This is a genomic window from Pedobacter sp. N23S346 (assembly GCF_048515415.1).
Lineage (GTDB): Bacteria > Bacteroidota > Bacteroidia > Sphingobacteriales > Sphingobacteriaceae > Pedobacter.
Genome location: NZ_JBLYEE010000022.1, coordinates 15365 through 32872 on the forward strand (window position 1 = coordinate 15365; position 17508 = coordinate 32872).

The window sequence follows — 17508 nt, forward strand, 5'->3', positions numbered from 1 at the left end:
AAATCTATAGGAGATATTAATTTTTAACCGCAGAAATTGCCTCTTGAATGCCTTCTCCTGCGGTTGTAAAAAATGCCGGGCCAGCCAACAGTATTACTTTAGAAACTGGCTTAAAAGTTGACATATTTTTATCCTTCAACCAGGTTTGAGCACGATAAGCCTCGAAAATTCCTTTTACCACATTACCGGCAACAAGCGCGGTTGGCGAATCAATTCCAGCATCTTTTAAATCGCTTGCAAAAGCGAAATTGCTTACGCCAAGTTTAAGTGCCTCTCTCATGGCTACGCTTCCTACCCCGGTCATTAAATCTGCGGTGAATTTATTTCTATCGCCTAAGCCAATTAAAAGTAATTTCTTGCCGCCAATAGTTCCTTTCGGTGGAGAAATTAAAATGGTTTCGTAAGTATGACCAAGAAATTTTCCGCTTTTGCGCATTTCAGTTACCAAACCTTTCATATCCTGATCTAAATGAACCAAGCCATTTAATGCTGGTGGAAGTGCTGGAGGAGAAACGAAGATATCGCCTTCGGTATATTCAAATACGCAGGCAACCTGTAAATCGCTCACTTGTGCCGATGGCCCCTGAACAACACCTTCGATGGCTACACCATCAACCGTTCCCCAAATTTTGGCTGTTCCAATTGCGGTAGTTTGTTGGGCGAGTGCAGGAGTTCCTGTAATCAATACAGAAAATATGATCATGGCTGCCCATACATTTCTGGTGGTTGATTTTGATGATTTAATGCTGCTATTTTTCATGTTTTTATGTTTAATTCGTTAAAATTTGAATGAAATTTGAGTGTTAAAAAACTTTGAGTTTGCGAATTCAGGAACCAGGTCTTTTATAAAACTTCCAACCCTGAAATACTGCCCGCCGCAACTAATTGATAGGCTATCATTAAACTGATAATCAGCACTTAACAGGTAAGTTGTTCCAATAAAACGATGGTTAGAAAAAGAACCAGCCGTGTTAAAGTTTCCGCTTGGGCGATAAATACCATCATTAAGTGAATACCTCCAGTTAAAAACCACATCGCCTTGAACCGTTAATTGATCTGTTATGGTTAAGGTTAAGTACGGATGTAAATCAATCAGATTTGACGGGCCAATGAGCGGATTAAATCCAAAGTATCCACCTTTAGGATATAATGGATTAAAGGTTTGTAGATTTCCATCGCCTGCTTTTTTATCGCCAGAAATGTAATCGTTACGCAGATTAATGGAAGGTTTAAACTTCGTTTGTTCAAACAGATACCCAAACTCTATTGCGGTTGTCCAGGCGTTGATATGACCATTTCCAAATTTTCCAAACTGATAAGCGGCTTCTAAATTGTAGATAAAACCGCCACCACTTTTCCAGTATCGGGTGGCTAGCGTATGTCTTATTTCCTTCGCTATCCCCTCTTCAAATTCGGCATTGTCTCGTCTGGTTCCTAAATAGTAAAAATCGAAGTTGCCGCCTTTTTCTATATTGAAATTGGAATATGCACCCCAGAGATTGGCCTGATGACTGGGTTTATTATCAAATACGCCAAAATTAACTTCATCTGCCTGAAGGGCAAAAGCATCAATAGTGAACTTAGGTGATGCGTACATCACTTTTGCCCCTGTAAAATACTGGCGAACCGTTGTCCCCTCTCTCACCGAAATTAATCTACCTGAGCCATAATTTATTTCCTGTCGGCCAACCAGAACAGCCAATTTGTTACCTGAACTATTGAGTATGCGGTATTCTGCAAATAAATTTTGTAAGGCCAACTGATCTTCATCCACTGGCGATGGCCCATACTTGCTGCCATTTTCCAGGGCACTGTTCATCTGCGCAAAAAACCTCAGGCGTTTGCTCACATTTAAATCGGCGTAGAGCGAATACCTTTGCAAAAAAGATGAATTAAAACCCTGATCTTTAATCCAGTCTTCATTAATTTTCCCTCCAAATTCTTCCCTGATTTCGCCGCCGAAAGTCACATAAACCTTCTTATCGGCAGAAAGAGGCAGGAATTTTAGACTGTTGTAAAAATTTCTGCTCGAATCTTTCAGGCTACTGTAATCCTCATCGTAACGCATTAACTTAATGCTTTGCCCAAATGCATCTGTACTTAAATTACAGATGCAAAAGGCAAATATTATGGTCCAACGGGGATAATTAATGCTCATTTTATTTAGCAATGAGGATTAATGTTTAATCATTTTATGTGCATATTGAATACCGATACCATAACCAGCGCCGTATTTTTTCATCAAATCAGTTACAGGAACATAAGTTTCTGTTCTTGCCCAATCTCTCTGAAGTTCTAAAATATATTGTACTGCAGTTACTGGCTTTACACCTGCATGAACCATCCGTTGCACTGCACGTTCATGTGCCTCATTGCTTACATCGCCGCAAGCATCGGTAATTACAAAAACATCATAACCTTCTGCCATTGCAGATAATGCCGGGCCAACTATACAAACACCTGTCCATAGGCCAGCAAGAACAATTTTCTTTTTTCCTGCACCAGTGATTGCCCGATAAGCAGGTTCATCTTCCCAGGTATTCATCGAAGTTCTATCAATATAATTTGAAGTGGCCTGCGGATAAAATTCTTCGATTTCGGGAAAAACCGGACCAGCGAAAGATTCTTCGGCAACAGTGGTTACGATTGTTGGAACATTAAAAATTTTAGATGCGCCAGAAACAATTGCTACATTAGTACGAAGTTCCGTAATAGAAATGCTTTTCGTGGCGAAAGCCATTTGACCTTCAAAATCGATCAATACTAATACATGGTTTTCCGGAGATAATAAATCTGGAGATGGTTTCATAATTATAATATTTTTGTTTCTATGCTTTATCCAACAAGCATACCACCACACAAAAACCTATAAATCAAACAATTAAATCAAAATCACAAAATCAGTTATCACCATATATCGTTGATTTACGAATTGGGTATAGCAAGAAATATGTCATATTAGAATTTAAGTCTATTTAAGTTTAGGTGATAAGGTTACTCAGGTGGTAAAAAATATCGAATTGATGTTTTTTAGATTATGCTTAAATAAATTCAGTAAAAATGATTTAATTTTAGCGAAATATACTCAACAATTTAAATACAAACTATAACATATAAATACCTAAATATCAATAAATAATAAAATTTACTAACGAAATTTCGTTACACATTTATATCATTTAAAATTATAAACGCTACTTTAGCTAAATGGAAAGCAGAGGCAGTACATTTGATGCAAATATTGAAGTTAATCCTACCAAAGAAATTGAGCTTGAAGAGAAAAATGCGTTCTTAAAAAAGAAAATAGCGCAAAAAGAAAGAGAAAATGCCGTACTTCTTTCGCTCAGCAATTCAATTGCCTCCATAAGAAACAAGCTTGATTTATTCGAGGTAATTGACCAGAAGCTTAAAAAGTTGTTCAATTTCGATGATTTCGTGATTTGTTTAATTAATGAGGATCAGCAAACCCATAGCGCTTTTATTTATAACCTGAAAGAAGATTTCCTGCAAACGGCTGGTATTGCACCAGAATCATCAAAAAAATATACATTGGATGATGGCATGTGCAAGGCGATGATTGCATCAGATAAACCAATCGTTTTTAATGTAGAAGAAGTTTTAGCCTGGGAAAATGCACCTGCATGGCTTGGCTTTTGGCATAACAAGGGCATAAAGGAAATGATTGGTTTAAAAATGATAGACAGAAATGGCTGCATTGGATTCTTTTATTTATACACTAAAATCACAAATTCTATTTCGAATATTTATTTTGATTTACTCTATGGAATTTCCTTGCAAATTTCCATTGCAATCTCCAATATTCTGGCTAATGAAAAAATTGAGCAGCAGCTTAAAGAAATTAACGAATACAAGGAAAAATTAGAGGGCGAAAAAATTTACCTCAAAGAAGAAATAGACAATAAATACAATCACGCTGAAATTATTGGTCAAAGTAATTCGTTAAAAGAAGTTTTTCATTTGATTAATCAGGTTGCAGCCACAGATAGTACCGTACTTATTTTAGGAGAAACCGGAACAGGCAAAGAACTTGTTGCCAGGGCAATACACAATGCCTCACCAAGATCTAAAGCCTTAATGGTAAAAATTAACTGTGCGGCTTTGCCTGCGAGTTTAGCCGAAAGCGAGCTATTTGGGCACGAAAAGGGAAGTTTTACAGGCGCAACTGAACGCCGCTTAGGTAAATTTGAACTTGCACATAACGGCACGCTTTTCCTCGATGAAATTGGTGAACTTTCTTTAGATATTCAGGTAAAGCTCCTTAGAGCCTTGCAGGAAAAAGAAATTGAGCGCATTGGCGGTAAGACAGTAATTAAAACGAACGTTAGAATTATAGCGGCTACTAACCGAAATCTGGCAAGCGAAGTAGAAAAAGGAAATTTTAGAAGTGATCTTTATTACAGGCTAAATGTATTCCCGATTTCCATTCCCCGTTTAAGAGATCGTTTGGAAGATATTCCTTATTTAGCCGCTCATTTTATAGAAAGAATTGCAAAAAAAACAGGCCGAAATGTAAACGCTATCTCTAAAAGTGCATTGAATAAATTAATGGCTTATCCATGGCCGGGAAATATCAGAGAACTGGAACATTTAATCGAACGGAGCATATTATTGGCTCAGGGCGATATTTTAAAAGAAATCCATCTTCCAAAAATTGATATAGCCGAGGTAACAAGCCACGGTACGGAGCAAAAAATCAAAACCATTTTTGAAAACGAACGCGATCATATTCTTTCGATATTAAAACGCTGCAATGGTAAAATATCAGGCCCTGGTGGAGCCGCAGAGATCTTAAATATCCCTGCAACCACGCTCAATTCGAAAATTAAAAAATTTAAAATCAAAAGAGCGCACGTGCTAAATAAGTGAGGCAAATTTAATATGATCTTAAACAGATTGCTTATAAAAACCTTCAGGATAAAAGAAATCAATCGGACACCGAATTGGCTTGTTTTGCTTTTAATTTTCAGTTTGATTCTCATCAATAGTGAAAGCAGTTCAGCTAATGATCAGCTGGAAGGCAGAGATTCCCTTCAAAAGCTAAATACGCTCCTGTTAAAATCAAAACCCGACACCAATCGGATTAAATATCTAATTAGTCTAGCCAGTCATTTTATCAACCAAAAAGAAAATAAATATGGTGATTTAGCCAAGGCATCTGGTTATTTAGAAAATGCTTTAACCTTAAGCAATCAGATTAATTCGGCAAACTGGCAATACCAAACACAGCTCATGTATGCCCGTTTTTACAACAAGCAACATTTAAGGATGAGGCAAAGTTACGCTTATGAAAAGGCGATTTCTATTGCTCAAAAAACAGGAAACAAACATTTAGAAGCCAATGCCTGGTATTTGTACTTTAGAAAAATCCCTGATACCGTATCTGATTACAGGAATAAAACCTTTTACATCAGGGCTGAAAAGGCACATGCATTATATAAAGAAGTTGGAAACTCTTTTGAAGAAAAATACAGAGAGGCCACTTTATTAAAAACCATGGCCGATTTCCATTTGGAAGAAGAGAAATTTGATCTGGCCATACAAGAACTTTTTGCGGTAATTGCACTTGATAAAAAGCATAAACTTCCGGATTTACCCATGGCTTATGATTTACTATCTGCCGTTTACGAACGAAAGGGCGAATTAAGTAAGGCTTTAAACTACGCACTACTCAGCGTAAAAACTTCTCAAATCAACCATGAAGAATTACTCGATACCTACTTAAATCGTGTTGGCGCTGCTTATGAAGCAATGGGTAAACCAAAACAAAGCATCGCCTGGTATAGTAAAACCCTTAATGGGATGGATAAAAAAAATCCATTTAGATTTATCACGGCGTATGATGTAACTAGCCAAATGATAAAATTGGGAGAGGCTAAAAAGGCACTTTCGGTACTCAATAAAATTTGGGCTGAAGTTCCAGATAAAAACAGTGAGCATGTATATTTTATCTTCTTAGGCTTTGGCGAATGCTACACTGCCTTAAAAAAATATGACTTAGCCAAAAAGAACTTCGACATTCTGCTTGCTGATTCCACACAGAAATCCATTTCTAATCCATTTCGAACCTCTATTTTTTTCTCCATCAGCGAGTTTTATTTTGCGCAGCATAAATATGCACTCGCATTAAAGTTCGCTAAAAAAGCAAAAGCAAACCAAATTAGCATGACTTTGCCCAGGCAAATTCGGCTAAATGAAATTCTTTACAAAATAGATCTGGCCACCAATCGTCCGGCAGAAGCAGTTATTCGTTTGCAAACTTTCCATAAGCTAAGGGACTCTATGCTTAGCCAAGAGAATTTGAATACCATTGAGCGACTGCAAATCGAGTTTCAGGCCGCCCAAAAGGAAAATGACAACGAAATTTTAAGGAAGAAATCACAGCTACAAAGCCAGGAACTTAATCGTATTCAATTAATTAAAAATGCAACTATTGGCGGATTAGCATTTTTAACCCTCATTATTATTTTAATTTATGGAAGATCGAGGTTAAAGAAAAAATTGCATGATACGCTGGTTAAGAAAAAAGCCGACATCGATCTCGCTTACGCTAAACTGGAAATCAATGTGCAACAGAAAAATAAATTAATCCAGGAAAAGGAAAGTTTAATCAAAGAAGTTCACCATCGGGTTAAAAACAATCTACAGTTAACCATGAGTTTGCTAAACAGCCAAAGTTATTATCTGGAAGATTTAGCAGCCATAGAGGCGATAAAAGAAAGTCAGCACAGGTTAAAAAGTATCGCTTTAATTCACCAAAAGCTTTACCAGACAGAAAATCTGGCCACAATTAATTTCCATCCATATATTTTCGAATTGATAGAATACTTAAAAGAAAGTCTCAATGATGATAAGAAGATAAATTTCGAACTGGATATTCTCAACTTAGAATTGGATATTGCTAAAGCGGTACCACTTGGCCTGATCATTAATGAGGCGATTACCAATATTTTTAAATATTCATTCCCGAATGCACAAAAGGGAAAGGTACAAATTAGCCTGAAAGAACAACAAGAGCAACAATATCTCTTACTCATAAAAGATAACGGTGTTGGGTTTCCGCCAGATTTCGATTATAAAATGAGCAATACCTTAGGGCTTACACTAATGAAAGGTTTAAGCTCGCAAATCGATGGTATTTTTTCAATGGAAAGCAATAATGGTGTTACCGTAAGTCTACTCTTTGCCAATACAGATGAAAACCCAACAACGCCCCATGAATAAGATGACGAAAGAAAGAATTCTAATCGTTGAAGATGAGTTTATAGTGGCTCATGATTTACAAATGATTTTAAAGCGGGCAGGTTATGATGTTGTAGGCATTGCCGATTCGGTAAAAAGTGCACAAGCGATACTCGAAAATAACACGGTCGATTTAGTGCTTTTAGATATTTATTTGAAAGGAAAACTCACCGGAATTGATTTGGCGCACCACTTAATGAAAAGTCAGATTCCATTTATTTACATTTCTGCAAATTCTAACGAAAAGGTATTGGAAGCTGCAAAATCTACCTGTCCGTATGGTTTTATCGTTAAACCTTACAGGGACAAAGATGTACTGATGAGTATTGATATTGCCAGGTATCGCAATGAAAACAGCAATAACATGAAAATGAGCAGCGAGCTGTTTATGCAAGATTTTATTGTAAATATTTCAATGAAATCTTTAACCTGGCAAAAGAAAATACTTTCCATTGCAAGTGCTTTTCAACCCTATATTCCATTTGATTTTATTGCACTCTCTGGTATTGATCAAGATAGAAAACGTTACAGTGAAATTGGCATTAACAGAAAAAACTTCGATAAATATGAATTACTTACCGTTAGTGAATTATTGGATATTTCCTCGTTGAGTAGAAAAGAATATAATGCCATTAACCAACTGGTGCCAGAAACTACAAATGATGCCATTTACACTGGCGATGCTTTTGACGCAGTAAAAAAAGCTGCACCATTGAAGGATTTGATCGCTAATACTTACCACCTTTATTCCAATTTAGTTAAAACATTTTTACTGGAAAACGGCGATCAGATTAGTTTTTCTTTTTATAGCAGAACTGAAAATATTTATCAAAAGCCACACATGGAGCTGCTTAATTTCTTATCTGGCACACTGGAAAAAAAGCTCGTGCACATTGTTGAGCTCGAAAAAGCCGGAACAGCGGTAGTAGCAGAAAAAACGGCTACACCGGATGCTCATCTGATAAACCAGAATGATTTTAAAAATATTATTGGTAAAAGCACATCGCTTTTAAGCGTTTTAGATAAGATAAAAATTGTTGCTCCAACAGATACTTCCGTTTTAATTACGGGAGAAAGCGGAACGGGAAAAGAAGAAATTGCAAAAAGCCTGCATCGTTTATCACACCGAAATTTAAAGCCAATTGTTGCTGTAAACTGTGCCGCTTTACCAGCTGATTTGATTGAATCTATTTTATTTGGTCATGAAAAAGGCGCTTTCACAGGTGCCATCAATACCCGGATCGGAAAATTTGAAGAAGCCAATGGCGGAACTATATTTCTTGATGAAATTGGCGAAATGCCATTCGATTTGCAATCAAAATTACTTAGGGTTTTACAGGAAAAAGAAATTGAACGGATAGGTGGCAAAAAACCAATTGCTATAGATTTGAGGATTATTGCAGCGACAAACCTCCATTTAGAAACAGAAATTGCCCGGGGCCGTTTCCGGTTAGATCTTTTTTATCGGCTAAATGTTTTTCCAATTCACGTTCCTCCACTATGGCAAAGAAAAGTAGATATACCACTTTTAGCAGAACATTTTGTTCGGAAACACGCAAGTGCAATAGGCAAAGAGATAACAGAAATACCAGAAGATTTTATTAATAAACTAATGCAGTACAATTGGCCAGGCAATATTCGAGAGCTTGAACATGTGATTTTAAGAAGTATCTTACTTTCATCAAACGAAAAACTTGATTCCAGCCATTTAGAATTCGGGGATAAAAATGAGGAAACAGCATCACCAATCGGCATCAAAACCATCGTCGACAATGAACGCGACCATATCATAAGGGTTTTGGAATTGTGCAAAGGCAAAGTTGCAGGTTTGGATGGCGCCGCCGAATTATTAGGAATACCAGCCACAACCTTGAATTCGAAAATTAAAAAATTAGGAATAAAAAGGCTGTAAAACAGCTAATCATATTTAGTAAATTAACGATATATCACCAATTGCGAAACAAGCCTAAATCGTAATAAACTGAAATACAAAAGTTTATGTTATGGTATTTTTATTGAGTTAATGGTAAAGAGTGATCTGGCTAAGCGCTATTAATTGATGCAAGAATAAAAAATGAAACAGAAAATTTTAATTGTTGAGGACGAGTTTATTGTAGCTAATGACCATAGAATTATGCTGGAAAAGGCTGGTTACAAAGTATGCGGAATTGCACCTTCAGTTGTAAAGGCTTTAGAACTAATTGAAACCAAAGGGCCAACATGGATTTTACTGGATATATTTTTGCAAGGCGATAAAACCGGGATAGATTTAGCAGGACAGCTTACCGAAATGGGAATTCCATTTATTTACATTTCTGCAAATACGAATCAAGGAATTTTGGAGGCAGCAAAAGCTACTTTACCCTACGGCTTTTTAGTTAAGCCTTTCAGGGAAAAAGATTTAATGGTAATGCTTGATATTGCCCGATACAGACATGAGCAAAACTTAAAATACAACCAACATGCTGAACCATCTCTACATAAACAGATTGAGCATATTGTAGAGAAAAATGAATCAAATACAGAAAAATTTAAGCAAATAAGTGCTGCATTTCATCCCGTTGTTCCCTTTGATTTCTTGTGGATAACCAAATCAAATCCACGTACAAGCATTAAGGATATTCAGATCAATAGATTACCAGATGGAAATTTTAGTATTTTAAACCATGATGCCCTACTGAAAGAAACCGGAATTTCGCCCCGGGATTTTAAGTCATGGAATACCACTGCTATATTACATAATGGTAAATTTATTTTTAATAGTTACGATTTCCGCAAATTAAGGATGGAAAACCTGTGGATTCAGTCAATTTCCAATTATTACAAATTAGAATCGGCTATAGTAACTGAAATAGAGCGGGATGGAGAAACATTTCAAATTGTATTTTTCAATCATTTATCAGACTTATATACCAAAGTTCATACTGGAATTCTGAATCAGTTTAAGAAAAGTTTCGAACTGATTTTAGATAAAGTATTGTATATTAAAGATTTGTATATAGAAAAACCAGCTCCAATTGCCATAGAAAAATCCATTATAAATCAACCCGGGCAAGAAATTAAACAAGATTTTAATGGAATAATTGGAGACAGCTCGTTGTTACATGCAGCGTTTAAAAAACTTCAGCTAGTTGCACCTGATGATACATCGGTACTTATTTTAGGGGAAAGTGGAACCGGAAAAGAAAAAATTGCGCATACCATTCATAACTTATCACCACGAAAAAACAAGCCATTAGTTACTGTAAATTGTGCGGCCTTACCGCTAACCTTAATCGAATCTGAACTATTCGGGCATGAGAAAGGATCTTTTACCGGAGCCAATGAAAAGCGCATCGGAAAATTTGAGCAGGCAGATGGTGGCTCTATATTTTTAGATGAAATTGGCGAACTTCCGTTAGAGGCACAAGTTAAATTACTTCGCGTACTGCAAGAGAAAGAAATTGAACGTTTGGGTGGAAATTATACAAAGAAAATAAACGTTAGAATTATCACTGCAACCAACAGAAACCTGGAAAAAGAAGTTGCCGAAGGTAGATTCCGTTTAGATTTATACTATCGGTTAAATGTTTTTCCAATAGAATTACCCGCGCTAAGGCAACGAAAAGAAGACATTCCACTTTTGGCAGAACATTTTATTCATAAATATGGTAAAAAATCTTCGTCTACCGTTACTGAAATTTCTGCCGGTGCTTTAGCCGAGTTGCAACAATACGATTGGCCCGGAAATATCAGAGAACTTGAGCATTTAATTGAAAGAACAATGTTATTAACAGAAGGCGATACGATAACGGAAATTAGTTTACCAAATTCATCAGTTAAGACTGCGCTATCGGCTGATGATTCTCTTCAAATCAAAACGATGGAAGAAATGGAACGAGCGCATATTTTAAGTATTTTAAAAATCTGCAAAGGTAAAATTTTTGGCCCGGGAGGTGCTGCCGAAATTCTGAATATCCCATCAACGACGTTAAATTCAAAAATCAAAAAACTAGGTATAAAGTTTGAATTTGTTAAGTAGCAGCGAATAATTCCTCAAATAATACGCCTGTTATCCTATTTACGCATCGGCAGATAAAAGGAAGATGTAAAATGGAGCACGCAATCATAAATAAGCGTTGATATGTAAAATGGAATGAAAACCATCAAGTTGCCTCTCATCCTGTCGGATGATGTCATCACCAAACGAAATACATATTAGCAATAAATTAAAACTGGCGATATAGCGTAACCATACGTTATCAGCGATAGACCATTCCTCCTATCGGTTGCTGTCATCACCAAACGAAGTACAACAATAAACCAACTTGTGAAACCTATTGGTAAATTAACGAAATACAGAGAAAAAACACAAAGCCAAATCAAACATAAAAGACTAATTATCAGTAATTTAAATAATAGGCACGTAAATTGAATTTTATTTAAACGATTGCTGAACTGCTTACTGTGCGTTTATCAAATAAGATTTATAATAAATTATTTAATCAAAAATTAAAATTATGGCAACTATTAAAGTAAAAGACGGAACTGAAATTTATTACAAAGATTGGGGAACCGGACAACCAATTGTTTTTCATCATGGTTGGCCATTATCTAGCGATGATTGGGATACTCAAATGATGTTTTTCTTAAAACAAGGTTACAGAGTTATTGCACACGATCGCCGTGGTCATGGAAGATCAAGCCAGGCCTCTGAAGGACATAATATGGATACTTATGTAGCTGATGTGGCTGAACTAACGGAAGCGTTAGACCTTAAAAACGCTATACACATTGGTCACTCAACCGGTGGTGGTGAAGTGATTCGATATGTTGCAAAACATGGTGAACGTGTGGCTAAAGCCGTTTTAATCAGTGCTGTTACGCCTATCATGATTCAAAATGAAAACAATCCAGAGGGTGTTCCATTATCAGTATTTGATGAAATTCGTCAGGGAACCGGATTTACCAGAGCACAATATTTCTATGATTTTCCAGTAGCTTTTTATGGATGGAACCGTGAAGGCAAAACAGTTCAGGAAGGCATTAAGCACAATTGGTGGCGTCAAGGCATGATGGGTTCTGTATTGGCACATTATGAAGGCATTAAAGCTTTTTCTGAAACCGATTTAACAGAAGACCTTAAAAGCGTAACCGTTCCGGTATTGGTTTTACATGGCGAAGACGATCAAATTGTTCCATTTCAGCAAGCACCAAAAGCCGCTGCACTTTTGAAAAATGGAAAATTAATTTCTTATCCAGGTTTTCCGCACGGAATGCCTACTACTGAAGCTGAAACGATTAACAAAGATTTGTTAGACTTTATAAAAGCCTAAATCACAAAATTTACTAAAGAGGCTGTATCATAATTAATAATTTATACTAAGATCTGTTATATTAAGCTTGTCGAAACACCATTAAGAACATTTTTTAAAAGTCCTTCGACAGGCTCAGGATGACATTTCGAATTTTATGATACAGCCTCTTTTTTCGATATTGATATTTAATATCTGTATTTATCTTTTAGTTAAAATAAGGCTACAGATTTCTTTATAGACATTCTACTTCTTTCCAATAGACTAACCAGTAAAAGATCATTAACTATTTTAATACCAAGACCGATCGCCCTTGTGATAAGGCACACACCCATCATAACGCGTAGGCACCGAAACAAATCTAAGCGCTTCAGTAGCCCCAATTTCTGAATTAAAATAAGCCCAGATAATGAGCTGTTTTAAACCTGTAAAATAATGATTTGGCAATGGAACATAATCTTTATTGCTTTTTCTTCCATCATTATCTTTTACATGCTTCTCCTGCTGATAATGGTAAGCCTCCTGATCTAAAACCGTTAAAAATTTATCCCGTTCCGTTTTAGTAGCACTTTGAAATGGCTTTTTCAGGCTTTTCAACACCTCCGCATTGATCTGCTTTAAGCTCTCCATAAATGTGATTTGCTCTTCCTTCCTGTAACAATCAGAAGTGATCACATTTATTAATGCACCAACATTTGCAGCCCGAGCACCTTTAGATTTTGCAGTTGTAGGTAAAATTGTTTCGCCAAGCTCATTAAGGAATTTTATCTGATCAAGCGATAATATTCCAACCGCTTTAGGATCTGGATTGGTAAAGCTACTCAATAACAAATCTCCCCCTACCAGTGTTCCGCCAGTTAATATGGCAATTGATTTTAATAAATCTCTTCTATCCATTGGATTTTAATTACAGATTTCCATTTTTCAGTTCACGAACAGCAAAATCGGCAGCTCTGGCGGTAAGCGCCATGTAGGTTAATGATGGATTCTGGCAGGCAGAAGAGGTCATACAGGCACCATCGGTTACAAATACGTTTTTGCAATCCCAAACCTGGTTATTGCCATTTAGTACCGAAGTTTTTTCTGACCGCCCCATTCTCGCCGTACCCATTTCGTGTATACCGTGCCCCATGGCATGGCCACTATCCCAACTGCTGATGTTCTTTATACCAGCAGCTTCGAACATTGCTTTTATTTCTATTAAAATATCTTTACGCATTTTGATCTCGTTCTCCTGCAGTTCTGCATCCATATTTAAAACTGGTAAACCCCACTTATCCTTTGCGTTAAGATCTAATGATATTTTATTCCGGTGATCTGGTAAAATCTCTCCGAAACCGGTAGCGCCGATAGACCAGCCGCCGGGTTCAGTCATTGCTTCTTTAAAAGCTCCGCCAATTCCTAACTCTGGTATATTACTACTCCATCCAGACCTGCTTGCACTTCCCTGAAAGCCAAAACCTCTGAGATAATCACGCTTATCATTACCTAAATTAACAAAGCGTGGTATATAAAAACCATTAGCCCGGTTTCCATAGTAATATTGATCTTCATAACCCTCAATAGTTCCAGAACAGCCCAGATTGTAATGATGATCCATTACATTATGACCAAGTTCACCACTACTACTACCCAAGCCTCCAGGCCAGATATCTTTCGCAGAATTAAGCAATACCCAGGCACTGTTCAATGCTGAAGCACAGAGAAACACTATTTTAGCGTTAAACTCATAAGTTTGATTGGTTTCTGCATCCAGAACCTCCACGCCTTTTGCTTTCCTGGTATCTTTATCGTATAGAATTTGAGTAACGATGGAAAACGGCCTTACGGTTAAATTGCCAGTTTGCAAAGCAGCAGGCAGCGTTGAAGATTGCGTACTAAAATAGCCACCAAAAATACAACCTTCCCAACAACGATTTCTAAACTGGCATTTTGTTCTGCCTGGAATGGCTGCAGTAAGGTTTGCGGTGCGACCGATAATTAAATGCCTTTCATTCTTATAATGTGCTTTTATTCTGGCTGCTACATCTTTTTCTACACAGTTCAAATCCATTGGAGGCAAAAATATGCCATCGGGTAAATGAGCGATACCATCTTTAGAACCGCTAATTCCGGCAAATTTTTCAACATAATCATACCATGGAGAAATATCCTGATAACGAATAGGCCAATCAACGGCTATCCCATCTTTTTCATTTGCTGCAAAATCTAGATCACTTAAGCGATAACTCTGGCGGCCCCATAAGATTGAACGCCCACCCATTTGGTAACTACGCCACCAGGTAAAGGGCTTGGTTTCTACATAAGGACTGTCTTTTTCATTCGCCCAATAATCCATCACAGGCTCGTGGGCAGCCCATCCCCGATGAATTACCGGATAGTTTTTACGTTGTTCCTGGGTTGTTTTCCCGCGATGTGGAAATAAAAAAGGATCACCTTGAGCAGACTTATAGTCTTTGATATGTTCGAAATTTCTGCCGCGTTCCAAAAGCAACACTTTCAGGCCCTTTTCCGTCAGCTCCTTTGCAGCCCAACCACCACTAATTCCGGAGCCGACAACTATAGCATCATAAACAGTTTTGTTAGTCATGTAGATATTTGGTTATCTAACAAATATAATAGTGTTCCATGAGAAAACAGCTGAAATTTAAAAAACTTCCAATCGCTTATAATTGTAGCAAGGCCACCTCAACTTCGTAAGTCGACTAACTTGCGAAATCTCAAAGGCCGGAGCGTAGAAAGACTTCGACAGTTTTAATATGCTTCTAAATTCGTTATTAGACTAACGAAGTTTCCCTATCGCACAGGCCGCATAAACTTCGTAAGTCGACTAACTTGCGAAGTCTCAAAGGCCGGAGCGTAGAAAGACTTCGACAGTTTTAATACGCATCTAAATTTGTTATTAGACTGACGAAGTTTCCCTATCGCACAGGCCGCATAAACTTCGTAAGTCGACTAACTTGCGAAGTCTCAAAGGCTAAAGCGCAGAAAGAATTCGACAGTTTTAATACGCATCTAAATGTTATTAGACTGACGAAGTTTCCCTATCGCACAGGCCGCATAAACTTCGTAAGTCGACTAACTTGCGAAGTCTCAAAAGCCGAAGCGTAGAAAGAATTCGACAGTTTTAATACGCATCTAAATTCGTTATTAGACTTACGAAGTTTCCCTATCGCACAGGCCGCATAAACTTCGTAAGTCGACTAACTTGCGAAGTCTCAAAGGCTAAAGCGCAGAAAGACTTCGACAGTTTTAATAAGCATCTAAATTCGTTATTAGACTGACGAAGTTTCCCTATCGCACAGGCCGCATAAACTTCGTAAGTCGACTAACTTGCGAAGTCTCAAAGGCCGGAGCGTAGAAAGACTTCGACAGTTTTAATACGCATCTAAATTCGTTATTAGACTTACGAAGTTTCCCTATCGCACAGGCCGCATAAACTTCGTAAGTCGACCAGCAAAATCTAGTCGTAGTGTCTCGCTGCAAATCAACGCCTATAGCGATCGCATTATGATTGCTTCATACCTTGCAAAGACGCAGATAGTGCGTAAATTAATAAATTATAGGATATAGGAATGGCGATCGCTGTGGCCCATACACAAGGCCAAACCACTGTTTCTTCGTTCAGCTCTTAGACCGGCATGGTCAATTTTTCGGGATGGCACTGTCCAAGCCTGCCAACTGACTTTAACAGAAAAACGGCGCAGCCCTCATGAATGCAGATAAAAACATAAAAAATATATGAATAATTGCGAGCCGGCACTTTTGTGTTTTCACTTGTATTTATTGTTTTTGGTGTTCAAGCTAGCTTCGCTGGTCTTTTGGTGCCAAAAGAAAATAGGCCCGGCCGGCCAGGACGAGATAATTCTTTTAATTATGAAGAGTAAAAAACATCGTAATCGTAGCGCCTCACTACCACTCAATGAATATGGCGATCGCTTTAAGATTGCTTCTTGGCTCGCAAAGATTATAGGATATAGGAATGACGATCGCTGTGGCCCCCATACAAGGCCAAACCACTGTTTCTTCGTTCAGCTCTAAGACCGGCATGGTCAATTTTTCGGGATGGCACTGTCCAAGCCTGCCTACTGACTTTAACAGAAAAATTGCGAGCCGGCACTTTTGTTTCTTTTGGTGCCAAAAGAAAATAAGCCCGTCCGGCCAGGACGAGATAATATAAACATAGATAGCCATTGCTTTAAGATTGCTTTGTACCTCGCAAAGACGAATACATAAAAGCCCCCCATTCCATAAAAATTTAAAGAGATTTAACATTTTGATCATATTAGTTCTTCAGATAACTTATATATTCACAAATATGTATTGGTATGAAGATGAGATTAAGCGTTTAGAACAAATCCCCCTCTGGAAGAGAAATAAGTATGTCACCATATTTTATGGAAGTTCATCCATTCGGCTATGGCAAAGTCTTGAGGAAGATTTCCCTAACCGCAATACGGTGAATCTTGGTTTCGGCGGATCAACCCTGGCAGCATGTGTCTGGTTTTTTGAAAGAATAATGATAGATTACGATCCCAAGGTACTTATTTTTTACGCTGGCGACAATGACCTAGGCGATGGTCGAAATCCAGAGGAGGTTTTTCTTTTTTTTCTTCAATTGATGGTCAAAGTGGAAGAACGTTTCGGTAATATCCCTTGCTATTTCATATCCCTCAAACCCAGCCCTTCCAGATGGCAAATGGCCGAGCAATTTAAGTACACGAATAATCTCATTAAAAGTGAAATAATCAGAAAAAGTGAAAATTGGAAGTTTATTGATGTTTTTGAACCAATGCTCAATAAATCCGGAACTCCGGATCCCATTTTCTACGACAAAGATGGGCTCCATTTAAGTAAAACCGGATATCGTTTATGGACAGAAATTATCAAACAAAATTTAGGATAATCATTACTTCCACTTAACTGTGTGGTAACGTCACAATTATATCTTTAT

12 protein-coding genes are annotated in these 17508 nt (G+C 37.4%); 6 read left to right on the forward strand and 6 right to left on the reverse strand.

The genetic code is table 11. The features are described from left to right. Positions 1–16: 16 nt before the first annotated feature. Genes ACN1CD_RS23005 through ACN1CD_RS23015 form a run of 3 tightly spaced genes read right to left on the reverse strand, consistent with a single transcriptional unit; the run spans position 17 to position 2809 of the window. Positions 17–760: a M17 family peptidase N-terminal domain-containing protein gene (locus tag ACN1CD_RS23005; RefSeq protein ID WP_419132770.1), complete on the reverse strand. Its 744-nt coding sequence runs from the start codon at positions 758–760 to the stop codon at positions 17–19. 18 nt (positions 761–778) lie between these two features. Beyond that, positions 779–2158 carry an alginate export family protein gene (locus ACN1CD_RS23010; RefSeq protein WP_419132771.1) on the reverse strand — a complete coding sequence of 460 codons (1380 nt, stop codon included), beginning with the start codon at positions 2156–2158 and terminating at the stop codon, positions 779–781. Positions 2159–2176: 18 nt separating this feature from the next. After that, entirely contained in the window at positions 2177–2809 is a 633-nt protein-coding gene (locus ACN1CD_RS23015) for a hydrolase (protein WP_419132772.1), read from the reverse strand. 398 nt (positions 2810–3207) lie between these two features. Between ACN1CD_RS23015 and ACN1CD_RS23020 the strand changes: the two genes are divergently transcribed. The 5 genes from ACN1CD_RS23020 (at position 3208) to ACN1CD_RS23040 (ending at position 12575) form a co-directional block, all read left to right on the forward strand. Beyond that, on the forward strand, positions 3208–4887 hold the full coding sequence (locus ACN1CD_RS23020) for a sigma 54-interacting transcriptional regulator (protein WP_419132773.1): 1680 nt from the start codon (positions 3208–3210) through the stop codon (positions 4885–4887). A gap of 84 nt (positions 4888–4971) precedes the next feature. Then, positions 4972–7242, forward strand: a complete 2271-nt coding sequence (locus ACN1CD_RS23025; RefSeq protein WP_419132774.1) for a histidine kinase dimerization/phosphoacceptor domain -containing protein — start codon at positions 4972–4974, stop codon at positions 7240–7242. Beyond that, on the forward strand, positions 7214–9172 hold the full coding sequence (locus tag ACN1CD_RS23030) for a sigma 54-interacting transcriptional regulator (protein ID WP_419132775.1): 1959 nt from the start codon (positions 7214–7216) through the stop codon (positions 9170–9172). The genes ACN1CD_RS23025 and ACN1CD_RS23030 overlap by 29 nt, the downstream gene beginning before the upstream one ends. 162 nt (positions 9173–9334) lie before the next feature. Continuing rightward, entirely contained in the window at positions 9335–11281 is a 1947-nt protein-coding gene (locus tag ACN1CD_RS23035; RefSeq protein WP_419132776.1) for a sigma 54-interacting transcriptional regulator, read from the forward strand. Positions 11282–11759: 478 nt separating this feature from the next. Then, the gene (locus ACN1CD_RS23040) at positions 11760–12575 is read left to right on the forward strand and encodes an alpha/beta fold hydrolase (RefSeq protein WP_419132777.1); all 816 of its coding nucleotides are present in this window, start codon (positions 11760–11762) and stop codon (positions 12573–12575) included. A gap of 270 nt (positions 12576–12845) precedes the next feature. Here ACN1CD_RS23040 and ACN1CD_RS23045 read toward each other — a convergent pair whose 3' ends face one another. From ACN1CD_RS23045 to ACN1CD_RS23055, 3 genes are all read right to left on the reverse strand, one after another. Next, the gene (locus tag ACN1CD_RS23045; RefSeq protein ID WP_419132778.1) at positions 12846–13451 is read right to left on the reverse strand and encodes a gluconate 2-dehydrogenase subunit 3 family protein; all 606 of its coding nucleotides are present in this window, start codon (positions 13449–13451) and stop codon (positions 12846–12848) included. Between the two features lie 10 nt (positions 13452–13461). Next, on the reverse strand, positions 13462–15144 hold the full coding sequence (locus tag ACN1CD_RS23050) for a GMC oxidoreductase (RefSeq protein WP_419132779.1): 1683 nt from the start codon (positions 15142–15144) through the stop codon (positions 13462–13464). A gap of 1322 nt (positions 15145–16466) precedes the next feature. Further along, entirely contained in the window at positions 16467–16829 is a 363-nt protein-coding gene (locus ACN1CD_RS23055) for a hypothetical protein (RefSeq protein ID WP_419132780.1), read from the reverse strand. A 43-nt stretch (positions 16830–16872) separates the two neighbouring features. Between ACN1CD_RS23055 and ACN1CD_RS23060 the strand changes: the two genes are divergently transcribed. After that, the gene (locus ACN1CD_RS23060) at positions 16873–17460 is read left to right on the forward strand and encodes a GDSL-type esterase/lipase family protein (protein ID WP_419132781.1); all 588 of its coding nucleotides are present in this window, start codon (positions 16873–16875) and stop codon (positions 17458–17460) included. Positions 17461–17508 lie beyond the last annotated feature (48 nt).

What these genes read in the sequence shown, in the direction of transcription:
- ACN1CD_RS23005 (WP_419132770.1), bottom strand. Translation starts at nt 760, where the DNA reads ATGAAAAATAGCAGCATTAAATCATCAAAATCAACCACCAGAAATGTA.
- ACN1CD_RS23010 (WP_419132771.1), bottom strand. Translation starts at nt 2,158, where the DNA reads ATGAGCATTAATTATCCCCGTTGGACCATAATATTTGCCTTTTGCATC.
- ACN1CD_RS23015 (WP_419132772.1), bottom strand. Translation starts at nt 2,809, where the DNA reads ATGAAACCATCTCCAGATTTATTATCTCCGGAAAACCATGTATTAGTA.
- ACN1CD_RS23020 (WP_419132773.1), top strand. Translation starts at nt 3,208, where the DNA reads ATGGAAAGCAGAGGCAGTACATTTGATGCAAATATTGAAGTTAATCCT.
- ACN1CD_RS23030 (WP_419132775.1), top strand. Translation starts at nt 7,214, where the DNA reads ATGAAAACCCAACAACGCCCCATGAATAAGATGACGAAAGAAAGAATT.
- ACN1CD_RS23035 (WP_419132776.1), top strand. Translation starts at nt 9,335, where the DNA reads ATGAAACAGAAAATTTTAATTGTTGAGGACGAGTTTATTGTAGCTAAT.
- ACN1CD_RS23040 (WP_419132777.1), top strand. Translation starts at nt 11,760, where the DNA reads ATGGCAACTATTAAAGTAAAAGACGGAACTGAAATTTATTACAAAGAT.
- ACN1CD_RS23045 (WP_419132778.1), bottom strand. Translation starts at nt 13,451, where the DNA reads ATGGATAGAAGAGATTTATTAAAATCAATTGCCATATTAACTGGCGGA.
- ACN1CD_RS23050 (WP_419132779.1), bottom strand. Translation starts at nt 15,144, where the DNA reads ATGACTAACAAAACTGTTTATGATGCTATAGTTGTCGGCTCCGGAATT.
- ACN1CD_RS23055 (WP_419132780.1), bottom strand. Translation starts at nt 16,829, where the DNA reads ATGTTAAATCTCTTTAAATTTTTATGGAATGGGGGGCTTTTATGTATT.
- ACN1CD_RS23060 (WP_419132781.1), top strand. Translation starts at nt 16,873, where the DNA reads ATGTATTGGTATGAAGATGAGATTAAGCGTTTAGAACAAATCCCCCTC.